Origin of the sequence: Pararhizobium sp. PWRC1-1 (assembly GCF_049897905.1) — a bacterium.
Classification (GTDB): Bacteria; Pseudomonadota; Alphaproteobacteria; order Rhizobiales; family Rhizobiaceae; genus Pararhizobium.
Map to the genome: position 1 here is coordinate 217,923 of NZ_JAFCXE010000006.1, position 16,703 is coordinate 234,625.

Annotated in this window: 20 protein-coding genes; 9 read left to right on the top strand and 11 right to left on the bottom strand. The window is 61.3% G+C overall.

The features are described 5' to 3' along the window. Positions 1-34: 34 nt before the first annotated feature. Positions 35-487, top strand: coding sequence for a hypothetical protein (locus ACP7E0_RS12390; protein WP_426125253.1), 453 nt, complete (start codon positions 35-37; stop codon positions 485-487). Between the two features lie 14 nt (positions 488-501). Here the strand turns inward: ACP7E0_RS12390 and ACP7E0_RS12395 are convergent, their stop codons facing one another. Together ACP7E0_RS12395 and ACP7E0_RS12400 are read right to left on the bottom strand one after the other, a co-directional pair. Next, positions 502-1,719: an NAD(P)/FAD-dependent oxidoreductase gene (locus ACP7E0_RS12395; RefSeq protein WP_426125255.1), complete on the bottom strand. Its 1,218-nt coding sequence runs from the start codon at positions 1,717-1,719 to the stop codon at positions 502-504. A gap of 109 nt (positions 1,720-1,828) precedes the next feature. Beyond that, on the bottom strand, positions 1,829-2,536 hold the full coding sequence (locus ACP7E0_RS12400; protein WP_426125257.1) for a glutathione binding-like protein: 708 nt from the start codon (positions 2,534-2,536) through the stop codon (positions 1,829-1,831). Positions 2,537-2,720: 184 nt separating this feature from the next. On the opposite strand from ACP7E0_RS12400, the gene ACP7E0_RS12405 reads away from it, so the two are divergent. Continuing rightward, entirely contained in the window at positions 2,721-2,984 is a 264-nt protein-coding gene (locus ACP7E0_RS12405) for a ribbon-helix-helix domain-containing protein (RefSeq protein ID WP_426125259.1), read from the top strand. A 5-nt stretch (positions 2,985-2,989) separates the two neighbouring features. Further along, positions 2,990-3,310, top strand: a complete 321-nt coding sequence (locus ACP7E0_RS12410; protein WP_426125261.1) for a type II toxin-antitoxin system RelE/ParE family toxin — start codon at positions 2,990-2,992, stop codon at positions 3,308-3,310. Positions 3,311-3,328: 18 nt separating this feature from the next. Here the strand turns inward: ACP7E0_RS12410 and hisG are convergent, their stop codons facing one another. The 5 genes from hisG to ACP7E0_RS12435 all read right to left on the bottom strand — a co-directional run bounded on the left by hisG (position 3,329) and on the right by ACP7E0_RS12435 (position 7,696). Further along, positions 3,329-4,027 carry an ATP phosphoribosyltransferase gene (gene hisG, locus ACP7E0_RS12415; RefSeq protein ID WP_426125262.1) on the bottom strand — a complete coding sequence of 233 codons (699 nt, stop codon included), beginning with the start codon at positions 4,025-4,027 and terminating at the stop codon, positions 3,329-3,331. Next, positions 4,024-5,181, bottom strand: coding sequence for an ATP phosphoribosyltransferase regulatory subunit (locus ACP7E0_RS12420; protein WP_426125263.1), 1,158 nt, complete (start codon positions 5,179-5,181; stop codon positions 4,024-4,026). The genes hisG and ACP7E0_RS12420 overlap by 4 nt, the downstream gene beginning before the upstream one ends. 267 nt (positions 5,182-5,448) lie before the next feature. After that, complete coding sequence (gene hisS / locus ACP7E0_RS12425; protein WP_426125327.1) at positions 5,449-6,960, bottom strand: histidine--tRNA ligase; 1,512 nt, start codon at positions 6,958-6,960, stop codon at positions 5,449-5,451. A 111-nt stretch (positions 6,961-7,071) separates the two neighbouring features. Then, positions 7,072-7,383 carry a hypothetical protein gene (locus ACP7E0_RS12430; RefSeq protein ID WP_426125264.1) on the bottom strand — a complete coding sequence of 104 codons (312 nt, stop codon included), beginning with the start codon at positions 7,381-7,383 and terminating at the stop codon, positions 7,072-7,074. A 124-nt stretch (positions 7,384-7,507) separates the two neighbouring features. Then, positions 7,508-7,696: a helix-turn-helix transcriptional regulator gene (locus ACP7E0_RS12435; protein ID WP_426125265.1), complete on the bottom strand. Its 189-nt coding sequence runs from the start codon at positions 7,694-7,696 to the stop codon at positions 7,508-7,510. Positions 7,697-7,980: 284 nt separating this feature from the next. Here ACP7E0_RS12435 and ACP7E0_RS12440 point away from each other — a divergent pair, with 284 nt between their 5' ends. The 4 genes from ACP7E0_RS12440 (at position 7,981) to ACP7E0_RS12455 (ending at position 9,619) form a co-directional block, all read left to right on the top strand. Continuing rightward, positions 7,981-8,391, top strand: coding sequence for a hypothetical protein (locus tag ACP7E0_RS12440; RefSeq protein ID WP_426125267.1), 411 nt, complete (start codon positions 7,981-7,983; stop codon positions 8,389-8,391). A gap of 15 nt (positions 8,392-8,406) precedes the next feature. Next, complete coding sequence (locus ACP7E0_RS12445) at positions 8,407-8,835, top strand: hypothetical protein (RefSeq protein ID WP_426125268.1); 429 nt, start codon at positions 8,407-8,409, stop codon at positions 8,833-8,835. Between the two features lie 53 nt (positions 8,836-8,888). Continuing rightward, the gene (gene copM, locus ACP7E0_RS12450) at positions 8,889-9,284 is read left to right on the top strand and encodes a CopM family metallochaperone (protein WP_426125328.1); all 396 of its coding nucleotides are present in this window, start codon (positions 8,889-8,891) and stop codon (positions 9,282-9,284) included. A 119-nt stretch (positions 9,285-9,403) separates the two neighbouring features. After that, positions 9,404-9,619, top strand: a complete 216-nt coding sequence (locus tag ACP7E0_RS12455; protein WP_426125269.1) for a hypothetical protein — start codon at positions 9,404-9,406, stop codon at positions 9,617-9,619. Between the two features lie 29 nt (positions 9,620-9,648). Here the strand turns inward: ACP7E0_RS12455 and ACP7E0_RS12460 are convergent, their stop codons facing one another. Then, entirely contained in the window at positions 9,649-10,278 is a 630-nt protein-coding gene (locus ACP7E0_RS12460) for a DNA-3-methyladenine glycosylase I (RefSeq protein WP_426125270.1), read from the bottom strand. 293 nt (positions 10,279-10,571) lie between these two features. Between ACP7E0_RS12460 and ACP7E0_RS12465 the strand changes: the two genes are divergently transcribed. Together ACP7E0_RS12465 and ACP7E0_RS12470 are read left to right on the top strand one after the other, a co-directional pair. Beyond that, positions 10,572-11,333 (top strand): L,D-transpeptidase, encoded by a 762-nt coding sequence (locus ACP7E0_RS12465; protein WP_426125271.1) that lies wholly within the window; start codon positions 10,572-10,574, stop codon positions 11,331-11,333. A gap of 166 nt (positions 11,334-11,499) precedes the next feature. Next, complete coding sequence (locus tag ACP7E0_RS12470) at positions 11,500-12,192, top strand: L,D-transpeptidase (protein ID WP_426125273.1); 693 nt, start codon at positions 11,500-11,502, stop codon at positions 12,190-12,192. Positions 12,193-12,462: 270 nt separating this feature from the next. On the opposite strand, the gene glcF is transcribed toward ACP7E0_RS12470, so the two are convergent. From glcF to ACP7E0_RS12485, 3 genes are all read right to left on the bottom strand, one after another. Beyond that, the gene (gene glcF / locus ACP7E0_RS12475; protein ID WP_426125274.1) at positions 12,463-13,770 is read right to left on the bottom strand and encodes a glycolate oxidase subunit GlcF; all 1,308 of its coding nucleotides are present in this window, start codon (positions 13,768-13,770) and stop codon (positions 12,463-12,465) included. Between the two features lie 205 nt (positions 13,771-13,975). Beyond that, the gene (glcE, locus tag ACP7E0_RS12480; RefSeq protein WP_426125276.1) at positions 13,976-15,178 is read right to left on the bottom strand and encodes a glycolate oxidase subunit GlcE; all 1,203 of its coding nucleotides are present in this window, start codon (positions 15,176-15,178) and stop codon (positions 13,976-13,978) included. Further along, positions 15,175-16,614, bottom strand: coding sequence for an FAD-linked oxidase C-terminal domain-containing protein (locus tag ACP7E0_RS12485; protein ID WP_426125277.1), 1,440 nt, complete (start codon positions 16,612-16,614; stop codon positions 15,175-15,177). The genes glcE and ACP7E0_RS12485 overlap by 4 nt, the downstream gene beginning before the upstream one ends. Positions 16,615-16,703: the final 89 nt, after the last annotated feature.

Here is a 16,703-nt window from a genome sequence, read left to right on the forward strand (position 1 = left end):
AATTTCTTACTTTGTGCACAGACCGGGGCCGGCCTTGTTTAAGATTGCAAGAACAGGCGCACCCCAGACACCCGGAGCGGATTCCTTTGCCCTTGGCGAAAGCGGGCAGGAATTGCTCAGCCAGTTCTGTTTTTCCGAAGGCTGGTCCGGAGACCTGTCGAACGGGCTTTTTCGGCTGGGTGAAAGAGCCGCGGCCATGCACGGCCTGCATGAGGCCGAATGCGGGCTGCTCAATCTGGTTCGCTGCTATGACAGTACTGATCGCAACCATGTGCTCGCGCTTTTCGAACAGGCCGCGACGACCTCATCGTCCTTCTGTTTTTCCACCACGATCATTCTGGCCTCGGGCCAGAAGCAGCCGGTCTTCTGCGTTGGTGAATCCGCAGGGCTGGAACAGCGCTATTCGGGATCGATGCTCGGCGTCTTCTTCTTCCCCCGGTTCCAGTTGGAAGCCAAGGGGCGAATTTTCAATCACCATCATCAATAGGGGACGGCTGCCGCCTATGGCAGCAGCGTCTTCAGGTCTGCCTGCGGGTCCGCAAGGATGGCGCGGTCGGGCGTCAGGCCGAGGTCGAGAAGCTTCTTGCCGGTGACATAGGCTTTGGCGTCGTTCAGCGCATCGACGGCGACCAGCTTGCCGGCCGTGAAATACCAGACCGAAATACTGCCTTCGCGCTGTCCCTTGCGCACCACCGTCTCGTCGTGTCCGTGGCCAAAGCCGGCGATCTGCAGCTTGACGTCATACTGATCCGACCAGAACCAGGGTTTGGGCTCGTAAGGCGCTTCGCCGCCAGCCAGCAGCGCTGCCACGGCCTCGGCTTGGTCAACGGCATTCTGGACCGATTCCAGCCGGATGCGGATGTCCTTCCAGGGTAGTACGGCGCAATCGCCCATTGCATGGATCGAGGGATCGGACGTACGGCCGAAACCATCGACGACAATGCCGTTGGCAACGTCCAGACCGGCGGCATGCGCCAGCGCGTCATTGGCCGTCACACCAATGCCGACGATCACCAGATCGACCGGAATGGTGGAGCCATCGGTCAGTTCCGCTGATGTCACCCGGCCATCGGTACCGACGAGCCGGACAAGGCCGGTGCCCTCGCGGATATCGACGCCGCGCGATGTGTGAATGTCCTTGACGAGGTAGGAGGTCGCAACCGACGCGACGCGCTGCAGAATGCGGTCAGCCATTTCGATGACGGTTACATTAAGCCCGCTCGAACGCGCCACCGCTGCGGCTTCCAGTCCGATATAGCCGCCGCCGATGATCAGCGCGTGTTTGCCGGGTTTCATTTCCTCGGCAAGACGGTCGGCATCGGTGAAATCGCGCACCACGAAGACGCCGTCGAGATCGCCGCCGACACTGGCCGGCAGTTTGCGCGGGGTCGAGCCGGTGGCGAGTGCCAGCACGTCGTACTCCAGCGTCGAGCCGTCGCTGAGGGTGACTATCTTTGACGACCGGTCGATCGCCGTGACCGACGTGGAGAGGCGGATATCGATAGCGTGCTCGGCGTACCAGCTTTCCGGCCGGTAGAGCAGCCGGTCGAGATCCATTTCGCGCAGCAGGTATTTCTTCGAGAGCGGCGGCCGCTGATAAGGGTGGCTGGCTTCCGACGCGATGATCGTGATCGGGCGCTCGTCCTTCAGGGCCCGCAGTTTCGCCACCAACGCAAAAGCGGCCTGACCGCCGCCCACAACAACAAGTCTGCCTGCCACGTTTGTTCCACCCGCTGAGAAAGCTTCTTTTCCTCAGACCTAGCCTGTCCGCCCGAGTGTCGTCAACATGAGCGCCGTCAACACGGGCGGACCGCAGGCAATGGCGCGATCAGTCGCGCTTGGGAATGTCCATGCCCTTTTGCACGGCCGGACGGGCAAGGGCACGATCGACCCAGGCCATGACATTGGGGAAACTCGCATATTCCAGCACATCGGCAGCGCCATAGAATTTGCGGGCACCCTCGATCCAGGAATAGGTGGTGATATCGGCGATGGTATACTGATCGCCCATCAGCCATTGACGGCCTTCAAGACGCCCTTCCAGCACGCCGAGAAGCCGCTTGGCCTCATCGCGGTAGCGCTCCATCGGATAGGAATTGTTGGCGACCTTGTCGGCCGCGAATTTGAAGAAATGGCCGAACTGGCCGAACATCGGCCCGACGCCGCCCATCTGGAACATCACCCATGCGAGCGTCTCGTAGTGTCCGGCCGCATCGGCTGGGATCAGCTTGCCGGTCTTTTCGGCGAGATAGACGAGGATGGCGCCGGACTCGAACAGGCCGATCGGCTTGCCGCCCGGACCATTCGGATCGATGATCGCCGGGATACGGCCATTGGGATTGAGCGAAAGGAATTCCGGCGTCTTCTGGTCATTTGTACCGAAGGAAATCAGGTGCGGCTCATAGGGCAGACCGAGTTCCTCAAGCGCGATCGAAACCTTCACGCCATTCGGCGTCGGCAGCGAATAGAGCTGAATGATATCCGGGTTTTTAGCGGGCCAGCGGGTGGTGATCGGGAAGGAACTGAGGTCGGCCATAAGGAACTCCTTGAGGTTGGAATTCGAATATAAGACAGTCGTGTCCAAATTGTCAGGACGCTCAACGGAATTTTTGGGTGCATTTTTGAGGCGGATCAGGACCCCATCCGCCGTTAATTGCAATAGATTGCGCACGGTAGCATTTTATCCTACTCTTCCAAGCAAGCAATTCTGGAACTTTCTCATGGTTGAAAAACTGAGCATTACACTTCCCACCGAAATGGTCGATGCCATCAAAAGCCGCGTCGAAGCCGGTTCCCACGCCTCAACCAGCGAGGTCATCCGCGAAGCGATGCGGACATGGCTGCGTCTGGAAGAGGAGCATGAAGAGCGTATCGAAGGACTGCGCGCGCGCGTGAAGCATTCTCTCGATGACCCCAGACCAAACTTGACTGGAAAACAGGTCCGGGAACGGCTCGACGCGCTTTATGCGAAACACAACAGTTAATCGCGATGCAGCGCTTTCCGGTCGAATATCGCGTCGATGCTGTTGAAGATATCGAGCAAATGTTCAGCTATGTCCTGGAAACAAGCTTCGATGCGGTTACGGCCGCGCGGTTCACTGACCGTGTCTTCGAGCGCTGTGAAAAAATTGGGGATGCCCCCTTTGGTGGCGTATCGAGAGACGATCTCGGGCCGGGCATCCGGATTGTTCCCTTCGAGCGGAAGGCCGTTATCCTCTACATCGTTCGCGATCAGACCGTCTGGATCACCAATGTTTTCTCGGGACGCCGCGATTACGCGGCGCTTCTACGTCAAACACCAAAGGAATGACGCCATCCGGCCACAGGGCTAGGCAACAGCCCCTTGTACCGCCTCGATGATCTTCGCCACCAGCGAATCGCCCGCGTGCTCGGCCTTGCGCGCCCGCACCAGGCAGGCCTGCGACCGCAGCATGATGCCATCCGACAGGATCTTCAGGTGGTTGGCCTTCAGCGTCGAGCCGGTCGAGGTGATGTCGACAATGATGTCGGCCGAACCGGAGGCCGGTGCGCCTTCGGTGGCGCCCAAGCTTTCGACGATACGGTAGAGCTGGATGCCGTGCTGGGCGGAAAAGAACTGCTGGGTCAGACGCCAGTATTTGGTGGCGATCGCCAGCCTGCGGCCGTGACGGGCGCGGAAATCGGCGGCAACATCGCCAAGATCGGCCATGGTATCGACATCGAGCCAGATTTCCGGGACGGCAACGACGACATCGGCATGGCCGAAACCGAGCCGGGCGCAGAATTCGACGCGGGCATCGGCTTCCGACAACCCTTCGCGGATCAGGTCTTCGCCGGTGACCCCGAAATCAATCGAGCCGCTGCCGATCTCCCGGGAGATTTCCGACGCCGAGAGGAAGGCGATCTCGACATCGTCGAGACCTTCGACGCGGCCGCGATAGGAGCGTTCGTTGCCGACGGCGACGATCTTCAGGCCTGCCTTTTCGAAAATGGTGGAGGCATCGTCCTTCATCCGGCCCTTGGAGGGCAGCGCAATGGTGATGGTCATTGGGCTGCCTCCCCGTTTTGCGCCTTGGGCCCTTGCGGCTTGAAAAGCGCCTGCTCCATGCGGTCGAGCCAGAGCGCGAAGCCGACGGCGGGAATGCGCTCCTTTGCGCCCAGCAGCGTCATCAGCCGGTCGAAGCGGCCACCGCCGGCGAGAACCGCCGGGGAGCCCTCGATGACGATCTCGAAGACCATGCCGGTATAATAATCGAGCGGGCGGCCGAAGGCGGCGCGATAGGTGAGCGCCTTTGCATCCACACCGGCATTGCCGAGCGCTGCGACGCGCGCATCAAACCGCGACAGGGCGTCATCGAGCGTCAGCCCGGATTTCTCCGCAAACGCAAAAAGGGCAGCCGGTGCATCGGCAAGCGGCATGTTCAACGACAGGAATTCGCGCAGGACGGAAAGCGTGCGGCCATCGAGCGCGGTTTTTTCCAGCGCCCGCTTTTCCTTCAACCGGGCAGCGATTTCCTTCGGGCTGCGGCTGGCATTGGTGGAATAGCCGGTGGCTTCCATCGTCTCATCGAGATGCGCAATCAGCGCGGCCTCGTCGCCGGAGGAAAGCAGCGCCTCGATCTCGACGCTGAGCCCAGTGACCGGCTGCGGGCTCGACAGCCGCGTCAACAGCGTGTCGATCTGGGCGGAATTGCCAAAGGCATGGATCAGGCGCTTCTGCCAGCCGGCCGGCAGGCCGCAGGCGGCGACCACGGCTTCAAACACCGATTGATCGCCAAGCGTTACATCGAGCTTCTTGCCCGGCAGGCGCGCGGTAAGAATGGCGATGGCATCGCTGATGGCGCGGGCGTCGGCGCTCGCCACATCCGTCTCGCCGAGGTCCTCGATGCCGGCCTGGTAGAACTCGTTCGCCCCTTCCCGCCGCTGGCGAAAGATTTCGCCGAGATAGGAATAGCGCTGCGGCGTGCCGGTGGCGGTCTCGATATGGCGGAGGCAGACGGGGATGGTGAATTCCGGGCGCAGGCAGAGGCTCTTGCCCGTCTCGCTCTCGGTCATGAAGATACGGCGGCGCAAGTCTTCGCCGGCCATGTCGAGAAACGGCTCGGCCGGCTGGATCACCGGCGTATCGACGCGCAGTGTCCCCAGCCGCTCGAAATCGGCCAACAGATCCGCGGCAAAGGCTGGAAGGTTGATCAGGGGCATGGGGAACTCGCAACGCTGATGGGTGCGGGAATGCCCCTCCCCAACCCTCCCCACAAGGGGGAGGGAGTTAATCCGCCGAACCTGCCGTTTTCCATATTCAAAACCCTAGGAGTGGCCGTCTGCAAGACGTCACCAAGCTTCGCTCTTGATGGCAGCTTACGATCGTCTGTTGTGGTGGCTGGTACTGTCCGCGCGCACGAAACCACTCCCTCCCCCTTGTGGGAAGGGTTGGGGAGGGGTCTGTTTACAGGCAAACGCTCAAACATCTTAGCCGCGCGCCCGGTCTTCCGCCTGCTCGGCCAGCATTTCGCGCACCTTGGCAACGAGGTCTGCTTCCGGCACCGAGACCTGCGCCACGCGGGCTTCGCGCCAGGTGGTGTTGTCTTCGATCTCGCCCGACAGGCGCTTGCCTTCGATCAGATCCTTGATCTGCACGAGGCCCTGTGCGCGTTCGTCGCCGCCCTGGATGATGGCGAGTGGCGAGCCGCGGCGGTCGGCATATTTCAGCTGGTCGCCGAAGTTCTTCTTGTTGCCCTGGTACATTTCGGCGCGGATGCCGGCATGGCGCAGAGCTTGCGTGAACTGCTGGTACTTGCCGAGGCTTGCCGTGTCGCGGTCCATGACGCAGACGACCACCGGGGCGATGACCTCTTCCATGCCGACCTTGCCGAGGTTCTTCAGCGCCGTCATCAGGCGCGAGACGCCGATGGAAAAGCCTGTCGCGGGTACCGGCTGGCCCATGAAGCGCGAGACCAGGCCATCATAACGGCCACCGCCGCCGACCGAGCCAAACACGACCTTTTCGCCCTTTTCGTTGGTGACGGCGAACTGGAGCTCGGCTTCGAAGACGGGGCCAGTGTAATATTCGAGGCCACGGACGACCGACGGGTCGATCTTGATGCGTCCGGAATCGTAGCCAGCGCTTGTCACCAGACTGCCGATCAGGTTCAGCTCTTCCACGCCCTCGGCGCCTTTCGACGTTCCGGCCACCAAGGCGGCCAGATCGGCGGCACTCTCCGCGTAATCGGTGATGCCGATGAAGAAGATCACTTTGGCGATCTGATCCTCGTTCAGCCCCGCGCCCTTAGTGAAATCGCCGCTCTCGTCCTTGCGGCCGGGGCCAAGCAGCAGCTTGACGCCTTCCGGACCGAACTTGTCGAGCTTGTCGATGGCCCGCAGCACACTCAGCCGACGCCCAGCATTGTCGTCGCCACCAAGCCCGATGGCCTCGAGCACGCCGTCCAGAACCTTGCGGTTGTTGACCCGGATCACATAGTCGCCGCGCGCAATGCCCAAGGCTTCCATCGTGTCGGCCATCATCATGCACATTTCGGCATCCGCCTGAACACCGGCAGCGCCGACCGTATCGGCGTCGAACTGCATGAACTGGCGGAAACGGCCCGGACCCGGCTTTTCGTTGCGGAAAACGTAACCGGCGCGATAGGTGCGGTAGGGCAGCTGGATATCGTTGAAATTTTCAGCGACATGACGGGCGAGCGGCGCGGTCAGGTCGTAACGGGCGCTCATCCATTGCTCGTCATCATCCTGCAGCGAAAAGACACCTTCGTTCGGGCGGTCGCTGTCGGGCAGGAATTTTCCGAGCGCATCGGTATATTCGAACAGCGGCGTTTCGACCGGATCGAAGCCGTAGCGCTCGTAGACTTCGCGGATCTTCGCCGTCATCTCATCGACGGCGCGGATATCAGCGGCGTTGCGATCGACGAAACCGCGCGGCAGGCGGGCTCTCAGCTTCTGTGGCTTCTTCTTTTTGTCGTTCATGGCAGCAGCACTTTCAGCGTCGATCGGTCGTGCCCGATCCGTCATGGGAATTGGCGCTTTCCCTATCCGATCAAGGCCAAGGCGGCAAGTCTTTGCGCTGTCTGGCCCGGTCTAAACCCGCCGCGACAGGGTATCCCAGGTGTGAACGATGGTGCCCTCGCTCATCGTTGCTTCGGCCACGGGAATGAGGATCGAATGCGTGTCGCCGCGGATGACGCCTCTCACTTCCGACTGGAAGCGCATCCGCTTGAACTGCACGAAGCCGTCGGGAATGCTGGTGACCGACATGGCCGCCCCGCTGTAAAAATCGATACTGGCCAGTTTGCCGGATTTCAGGCTCGAAACGATTGCCGGATCCTCGATGAAGTCTTGGTACAGCCCGGTCATGTAGCGGCGGATGCCCTTGCCGACCATCGCCCGCATCAGCGGTGTCTCGACGAACTCCTGCCGCGAGCCTGCGAGATAGCGGATGTCCTCGCCCTCCCAGAGATTGCGGCTGTCGTTGGCCGAAAGGATCGACCGTAGCAGGACCTTCTCGGTATGTGCGTCAGCGCGCCGCAGGAAATCGACGATGGCCCCGATGGCGCGCAGGTCCGGCGTTGCAGATACCGCGCTCCCAGCGGGAGACGGTTGGCAGCGAAAAGCCCAGTTTCCAGGCGATGTCGCCCTGCGTCAGCCCGGCCTTCAGCCGGTAGGCGTGCAATTGCCCGACCAGTTCGCCCCGAATGAGATACACAGGATGCAAGTTTTCATAAAATCATGAGTTGTGTCTAGTATTTTTAATGGGCTAAAGGGAGAGTCAATGATCAATTGCCGCCGTTTCGGCGAAAGCTTTTGTCGACTATTTTTTGAAACCATGAAGACCAATTTCTGCTGACTGCAACGCCGCAGCGAACCACCAGACTCAGCGCTTTTCCGGCTGCCGGTAAAGCGCTTTTTGACGAAGGCGCCGAACTCGCTGCGGAAAGTGTCTCAGACTTGAAAATGCCGCGCGCAAGCGGCCGTGGGAAACGGAATAGCATGCTCAGATTCGTGAAACCCGGCTTCGGTACGATCCTTCCTGAGGACACGCGCGCCCACGAAGAGTGGATCGCCGAACTCACCGGGCATGACTATGTCATCGAGGGCTGGCACTGCGATCTTTCCACCGGCATCTTCTCCGTCGGCAAGATGGCGCAGCGTATTCACACGCTTGAGCAAAACCTCTGCGGGTTGCTCGATATCATCCGTGGATATGCGGAAAATCATCGCAAGATCGTTCTGAGCATTCTGGAAGAGGCAACGGCTTCGGCCTCGTCCTTCTGTTATTGCACGGATGTTACGCAGGCATCTGCAGGTCCTGTCCACTGCATCGGAACATCAAGGATCGACATCGCGGCGGCGTCCGGCCTTATGCAGGGTGTCTTTGCGTTTTCAAACGTGGGTCGCTGACCGGACAGCCTCCTTTTGAAAAAAGTCTGTGCCATCAGCCTTTTAATCGACATCGGCAGCCTCTATGTTTACGTCATGCGTATCGTGATCCTTACCCTTGCCCTCTTCTGCGCCTTGATCAGCGGCTGGACGGCGGCGCTCGCCCAGGTACAGGGCCTGAATGGCAATGCCGCGGGTCATCATAGGATGACCGCGATCCATCACGTGGTCTCGGCGGATGCCAGCGATCACACCTGCGCAACCGCAAAATCCTGCTCCCATCAGCCGAAGTTGGTGCATCCGATCTCCTGTTCGGCCTGTTTTGCCGTCATTCTGGATGCGCACAGCATCGACCGTGTCGAGCTTCCGACAGCTACCATCCTTCCCGCATTGCAAAAACCAATGCTGGCGACGCTCCTCAAACCGCGTTTCCCGCCTCCCAAGATCCCCCTTTCGTTTTCCTGAACGCGGGCCAACAGCCTGCACATTGCGATTTTAGAAACGAAAGAGAGCACATGATGTCTCTGAGAACGATCACGGCTGCAACATTGCTGGCCATTGCCTTCACCACCCCTCTTGCTGCTCAAGAAATGGACCACAGCAAGATGAACCATGGCGCCATGACAATGGACGGCATGGCGGAGCCGAAAGGTGACACAAGCGCGCCCAGCAAAGCCTTCACAGAAGCCAACGCCAAGATGCACGCCGGCATGGACATCGCCTTTACCGGCAACGCCGATATAGACTTCGTCCGCGGCATGATCGCCCATCACCAGGGTGCGATCGACATGGCGAAGATAGAGATGGAATACGGCAAGGATGCCGGGCTTCGCAAACTGGCCGAAGGCATCATTTCCGCCCAGGAAGCGGAGATCAAGACGATGACGGATTGGCTGGCCAAGAACGGCGGTTGATCGCCGATGATATGCGGCGCCGGGGCTTGTCTCCGGCGCTTGTCCGACCTTCCTCTTGACGGATGTTGACCGAACGCGGCCTTGCGCACATAATTTCCTCCAGTGCGTGGGAGGACGTCATGAAGGTATTCAAGAATATCGCAGGCATCGTCATCATCTTGCTTGGCGGCCTATGGATGCTGCAAGGCTCCAACATCATTCCCGGCATGGCCATGTCGGGCAACAGGGAGTGGCTGGTGATCGGCGCCATGCTGGTGATCTTCGCCATCGGGCTGCTCTACCAGAACAACCGGCCGACAACCCGGTTGCACGGCATGCCCGACGATCTCTTTTAGGACACTCCATCCTGATCAGGACGGCGTGTTTAGGGCCGCACGAACGCGCTCCGCAGGTCTTCGATCCTGCCGCGGCAGTAGCAGCCTTCGATGTGATCGTTGACCAGGCCCATCGCCTGCATGAAGGCATAGACCGTAGTCGGTCCGACAAAGGTCCAGCCGCGCTTTTTCAAGTCCTTGGAGATGAGCGTCGAGGTCGGCGTGGTCGGGTTGGCGACGATCGCCTCCCAGGTGACGATCTTCGGCCGCTCGTTGCCACCCGGCTCATGGCTCCAGAAATAGCGCGCCAGCGAACCGAACTCGGCCTTCAACTCCTGTGCCCGCTTGGCATTGTTGATGGTCGAGACGATCTTGCCGCGATGGCGCACGATGCCGGCATCGGCAACGCAGCGCGCAATGTCCTCATCGCCGAAGGTTGCCACCACATCGAAGTCGAAACCGGCAAAGGCGGCGCGAAAGGCCTCGCGCTTGCGCAGGATGGTCAGCCACGAGAGGCCGGACTGGAACCCTTCCAGGCAGATCTTTTCGAACAGCCGGATATCGTCGGCCATCGGCTTGCCCCACTCTTCATCATGGTAGCGCTGATAGTCCGCCAGATTGGCATGCCAGGCGCAGCGGTCTACGCCGTCCTCTCCGGTGATGATGCCCTTTGCCGTCACGCGCTTCTCCCTGAATTGTTTCAACTTCCACGGCGACCTTTGCGCGTGATGAACGTGCGGCGCTGTCGTTTACCGATTGCCAACCATAGTCATAAAGCCGGCGATAACCCTACCCAAAGCTTTATCCGGGCGAACGGCTTTTAATGAACCGGCATTTACCATTCGGTTGCTGCCAGGTGCCACGATCTTTCCATTCCGCCAATGGTTTTTTGGCGTCCGTAACGCTCGTCATCCGCGTAACCGCGGACGGCGAAGCTATGAGATATCCCGGCGAAAGGTAGTGAGTCCGTCCGATGCTGAAGAAAACCCTTATCCTTGCCACATCCCTGCTCGTTGCGTTGACTAGTCTGGCGCAAGCGCAGGACCGGTACCAGAACCGTCCGCCTGTCGTCATCAGCCCGGACCTGACAGCCCCCTGGGTAACCCAGCTCGGCGGCACACCGGAGCGGGTCGTCTATCGCCAGCAGCGGCCTATCGCGGTTCAGCAGCCGGGCGCCACCCGAAAACAGTATCTGTTCCAGAAGCGCGTTCAGCGTTCCGGCGCCGGCGTCGCACAGCCGGTGGCGATGACCCGCGCCCAGAGGCCGGTGCGGCAGTTGGACCCGCAGTTCCTGCCGCAGACCGTTGCCTATAACAGCAAGGAAAAGGCCGGCACGATCGTCATTGATACCAATAACCGCTTCCTTTATCTGGTCACCGGCAATGGCGAGGCACGGCGTTACGGCGTCGGCGTCGGCAAGCCGGGCTTCGAGTGGGCCGGCGCCCACAAAGTGACCCGCAAGGCGGAATGGCCAAACTGGACGCCGCCTGCCGAAATGCGCGCTCGCGAGGCGGCCAAGGGGCACTATCTGCCGGTCAGCATGAGCGGCGGCCCGGAAAACCCGCTCGGTGCGCGCGCCATGTATCTCGGCTCGACGCTCTACCGCATCCACGGCACCAATGCGCCCTGGACGATCGGTTATGCCGTTTCGTCAGGTTGCATCCGCATGCGCAACGAGGACGTCACCGACCTCTACGAGCGCGTGAAGGTCGGCACCAAGGTCGTGGTGATCTAAGCTGCCGCTTACCCGCCGGAGGGCCACAACGTGGCCTTTCGGCAACAGCGGTTCCAGCGATACTGCCATGTCGATCACATTTTCTCTATCCAGAACCCATAAGACTTGCGTAAAACGCGATATTGAATAGCGTTTCGCAGCTTAGGGCTGGAGAGGGAATCCATTGATGAGATATGCGTTGAAATCGTTGGCCGCGGCCGGATTTGCGGCCGCTGTCGTGCTTGGCGCGTCGAGTGCATCGGCCTTCATGCCGGGCGAACCGGCAGGCGCAAAGCCAAACTCCGACGTCACGCTGGTGGCGATGGAAAGGAAGCCGGCGCAAAAGTTTTGGCGCACCAAGGTTCGGCTGAGCACGGATGAGGCACCGGGCACCATCATCGTCGATACCAACAACAAATATCTCTATTACATCGAAGGCCCGAACCGGGCGACCCGCTACGGCATCGGCGTCGGCCGCGAAGGCTTTGGCTGGTCCGGCGTCGTCAAAGTGCAGCGCAAGGCCGAATGGCCAGGCTGGACACCGCCAAAGGAAATGATCGCCCGCGAACGCAAGAAGGGCCATATCCTTCCGGCCTTCCAGGAAGGCGGCATCGACAATCCGCTCGGCGCCCGTGCGCTCTATCTCTACAAGGGCGGCAACGATTCCGGCTTCCGCATCCATGGCACCAACCAGCCCTGGACGATCGGCCTCAACATGTCGTCCGGCTGCATCCGCATGATGAACAAGGATGTCGAGCACCTCTACGAGCGCGCCTCGATCGGCACCAAGGTCATCGTCGTCGGCCCCGGCAACAAGCAGGGCAATGTTTCCTACAATGACCGTGGCGTCGACCTCCTGCGGACGATCTTCGGCGGCTGAGGGTCTATCTCCCTCTTCTCCCCAGCGGGGAGAAGAGCCTGATGTAGCGAGGCGATGAGGGGGATGCTTCGGCAAACTCGGAGCGTACCGCCCCCTCATCCGGCCCTGCGGGCCACCTTCTCCCCGGCGGGGAGAAGAGGGATTTTTACCTCCCCCTTGAGGGGGGAGGTCGCGGCGCAGTCGCGGGTGGGGGTGACCACCGCGAACACCACAAGCCATTGGTTATGCCGCAGATCACCCCACCCCGGCGCTTTGCACCGACCCTCCCCCTCAAGGGGAGGTTGGAATGCCGGCGGGCTGCTCGCCACCATAGGCCCAGTCCAGCAATTCGACCGTGTGCAGGATCGGCATGGCTGTGCCGGTGGAGATCTGGGTGATGCAGCCGATATTGCCGGTGGCGATGATGTCGGCCTTGGTCGCCTCGATATTCTTCACCTTGCGCGCCTTGAGCGTCGCCGAAATTTCCGGCTGCAGGATGTTGTAGGTACCGGCCGAGCCGCAACAGAGATGGCCTTCCGCCGGATCGCGGACGGTGAAGCCGGCATTGCGCAGCAACAGTTTCGGCGCCAGGGTGATCTTCTGGCCGTGCTGCATCGAGCAGGCCGAATGATAGGCGACGATCAGGTTTTTTGGCTCCTGGCGGGGCAGATCGAGCGTCGCCAGATATTCGGTAATGTCCTTGGCCAGAGCCGAGACACGCGCGGCCTTTTGCGCATAGGCCGGATCGAGCCGCAGCATATGGCCGTAATCCTTGATAGTGGTGCCACAGCCCGATGCGGTAATGATGATGGCATCGAGCCCGCCCGTGTCCGCAGCCTTCACCCAGACATCAACATTGCGACGGGCAGCAGTCAGCGCCTGCTCTTCGCGGCCCATATGATGCACCAGCGCGCCGCAACAGCCCTCGCCTTGCGGCACCACGACCTCGACGCCGAGCCGCGTCAGTAGCCGGATGGCTGCCTCGTTGATCCCGGGCTTCAGCACCGGCTGGGCGCAGCCGGTGAGAATGGCGACCCGGCCGCGTTTCTCGGTTTGGGCAGCACGGATGCCGGGCACGGATGCCGCGGAAGCCGGGGCTATGTCTGAGGGTGCAAGGTCCAGCATGACGCCGAAGGTCTTCAAAAACGGCACCCGCTTCACCGCCGCCGCGAGCGGCTGACCAAGCCGGGCCGCCTTCAGCGCCAGCCGGAACCGGCCGGGATAGGGCAATACCGCCGCCAGCACGCTACGCACCAGCCTGTCCCTCAAGGGGCGCTTGTAGGTCTGCTCGATATGGACGCGGGCGTGATCGACCAGATGCATGTAATCGACGCCGGACGGACAGGTGGTCATGCAGGCCAGACACGACAGGCAGCGGTCGATATGGGTGACCACTTCCTCATCGGCCGGGCGGCCGTTTTCCAGCATGTCCTTGATCAGATAAATCCGTCCGCGCGGACTGTCGAGCTCGTTGCCGAGCGTCACATAGGTCGGACAGGTGGCGGTGCAAAAGCCGCAATGCACGCATTTGCGCAGGATCCCCTCGGATTCGGCCACATGCGGATCGGTGAGCTGATCGGGGGTGAAGTTGGTCTGCATCAGGTGGCATTCCCCATGTCTGGCCCCTTATCCGGGGACGCATACCCCCCTCTGTCACTACGTGACATCTCCCCCTCAAGGGGGGAGATCATTCTTTTCCCAAGTTGGCCCTTTGGTAAGGCGGGCTTGGGGCTAGCGAGCAATCTCCCCCCTTGAGGGGGAGATGTCCCGGAGGGACAGAGGGGGGTGGACCGCATGCGCATCATCACCCCATTCTCCCCGGATTGAATATCCCCCTGGGATCGAATTTTTCCTTGATCCGCGCCGACAGCGCCGCAACAGGAGCAGGCTCCTGCTCGAAGGCCGGGGTAACCGCGCGAACCGCATCTGACGCCCGCAACAGTGTCGCATGACCGCCGCCGACACCCTTCACGAAGCGGCGCAGCATGTCGGCTTCGGCATCGGCTTCCATGCGCAGCCAGACGAGGCCGCCCTGCCAGTCGTAGAAGGCGTCGACGCCGGTTTGCAGCCGCAGGGCCGCGACCAGTTGATGGCCTGCGGTTGGGGCGACGGACACGCGCCAGAGCGGCTTTTGCGTGCCGTCGGCATAGGGTTTGACATCGCGGATGTCCCGCCAGAGCTTTTCCGTCGCCTCGTGATCAAGCACCGTCGCGGGCGCGACCTGGGCGAAGGCGGCTTTGAGTTTTTCGGCCCGGACAGCAACCGAGGCCGGTAGCCCCTCAAGCCGCAGGACCGTGGCCGCGCCCTCCGGATGACTGCTACCGACGAAGCGGTAACGGACGCTCTCCGTCAGGTGGGCGGCGCCGGACACCTCGACCGGCATGGACAACGCATGCGCCATGGCAGCGGCGGCCTGCGCGTCATCGAGGCCGAACGCCACGATGGTCGCGGCGGCAGGCGGCAAGGGCAGGACCTTGAAGGTGACTTCGGTGAGGAGCCCCAGCGTGCCGTGCGATCCGCACAGCAGCTTGACCAGATCGAGCCCGGTGACGTTTTTCATCACCCGGCCACCAGATTTGATCGCCTCGCCCGCGCCGTTGAAGAAACGGATGCCAAGCAGGTGATCGCGGGCGGCACCGGCGGTGATGCGGCGCGGGCCGGAGACATTGGCGGCAAAGACGCCACCGATGGTCGGCTCGCCGCTGGTGCCCATGACGCCGCGGTGATCCATCGGCTCGAAGGCAAGCATCTGCCGATTGGCGGCAAGTGCTGCCTCGATCTCGGCCATCGGCGTTCCCGCCTTCGCGCTCATCGTCATCTCGGCCGGATTGTAGCTGACGATGCCGGACAGTTTCCGCGCCGAGAGCACCTGTTCTGCCCGGACGCGGTTTCCAAAACCCGAACGTGTACCGCCGCCGGTGATCGCCAGCGGCATTCCCGATCCCGCAGCCTGCCGGATGATATCGGCGGCTTCCATTTCTGATGTCGGTTCGAAGTCCATGCTCATGCGGCTGGGCGTCCTTCCAGCGGAAAGACTTTTGACGGGTTCATGATCCATTGCGGATCGAAGGCGGCACGCGCGGCCATCTGCTGGTTCAGATCGACCTGGGTAAACTGGTGCAGCATCAGGTCGCGTTTCTCGATACCGACGCCGTGTTCGCCGGTCAGGCAACCGCCGGCATCGACGCAGAGCCTCAAAATATCGTTGCCTGCGGCTTCGGCGCGGGCGGCGTCTTCCGGATCGTTGATATTGTAGAGGATCAGCGGATGCATGTTGCCGTCACCGGCATGGAAGACGTTGGCGACGCGCAGGCCGTAGCCGTCGATGATCTCGGCGGTTTTCTTCAGGACATAGGGTAGCTGGCTGAGCGGCACGGTGCCGTCCATGCAGATATAGTCGGCGATGCGGCCGGTGGCGCCGAAGGCGGATTTCCGGCCTTTCCAGATCAGCGCGGCTTCCGTTGCCGACTGACTTTCGCGGATGGTGGCGACGCCATGGCGGCGAGCGATTGCGATGATGCTCGCCAGCATCGCCTCCATCTCGGCTTCCGATCCCTCGACCTCGATGATCAAAAGCGCCTCGACATCCATCGGATATCCGGCCTGCGCGAACGCCTCGCAGATGCCGATGGCCGGCTTGTCCATGAATTCTATGGCAACCGGGATAATGCCGGAACCAATGACTTCGGCGACACAAGTCCCCGCCTCTTCCGAAGACATGAAGCCGAAGAGGACCGGCCGCGACCCTTCCGCCTTGGCAAGCAACCGCACAGTCGCCTCGGTAACGATGCCGAGCTGGCCCTCCGAGCCGCAAACGAGGCCGAGCAGGTCATAGCCCGGTGCGTCCAGCGCCTTGCCGCCGAGTTCGATCACCGTGCCGTCGAACAGCACCATCTTGACGCCGAGCAGATTGTTGGTGGTGACACCGTATTTCAGGCAATGGGCACCGCCGGAATTCATGCCGATATTGCCGCCGATGGTGCAGGCAAGCTGCGAACTCGGGTCCGGCGCATAAAAGTATCCGTCAGTGGAGACCGCTTCGGAAATGTTGATATTGGTGACACCCGCCTGCACCGTCGCAGTGCGGTTGGCAAAATCGATATCGAGGATGCGCGACATTTTTGACAAGCCGATCACCACCGCATCGGATTGCGGAATGGCGCCGCCCGACAGCGAGGTGCCTGCCCCGCGCGGCACGACGGGAATGCCGTAGCGGCTGCAATATTTCAACACGGCCGCCACCTGCGCTGTGGTTTCAGGCAAGGCGACGGCCAGGGGCACCTGGCGATAGGCGATGAAGGCATCCGTCTCGAACGGCACCAGCCCACGTTTTTCGCTGATCAGGCAGCCGGCGGGCAGAATATCGGCGAGATCCTCGACGATCTGATGGCGGCGCGCGAGCACGGATGGTTTCGGCTCCAGAAAGGCAATCGTCTCCGGCATATCGGCCTCCCGGCGTAGTCGTCCTGCAGCATGATTGGTATTTTTTCTTTACCACTTTCACCATGACGCAGCAAATGCTAATCAGTTTT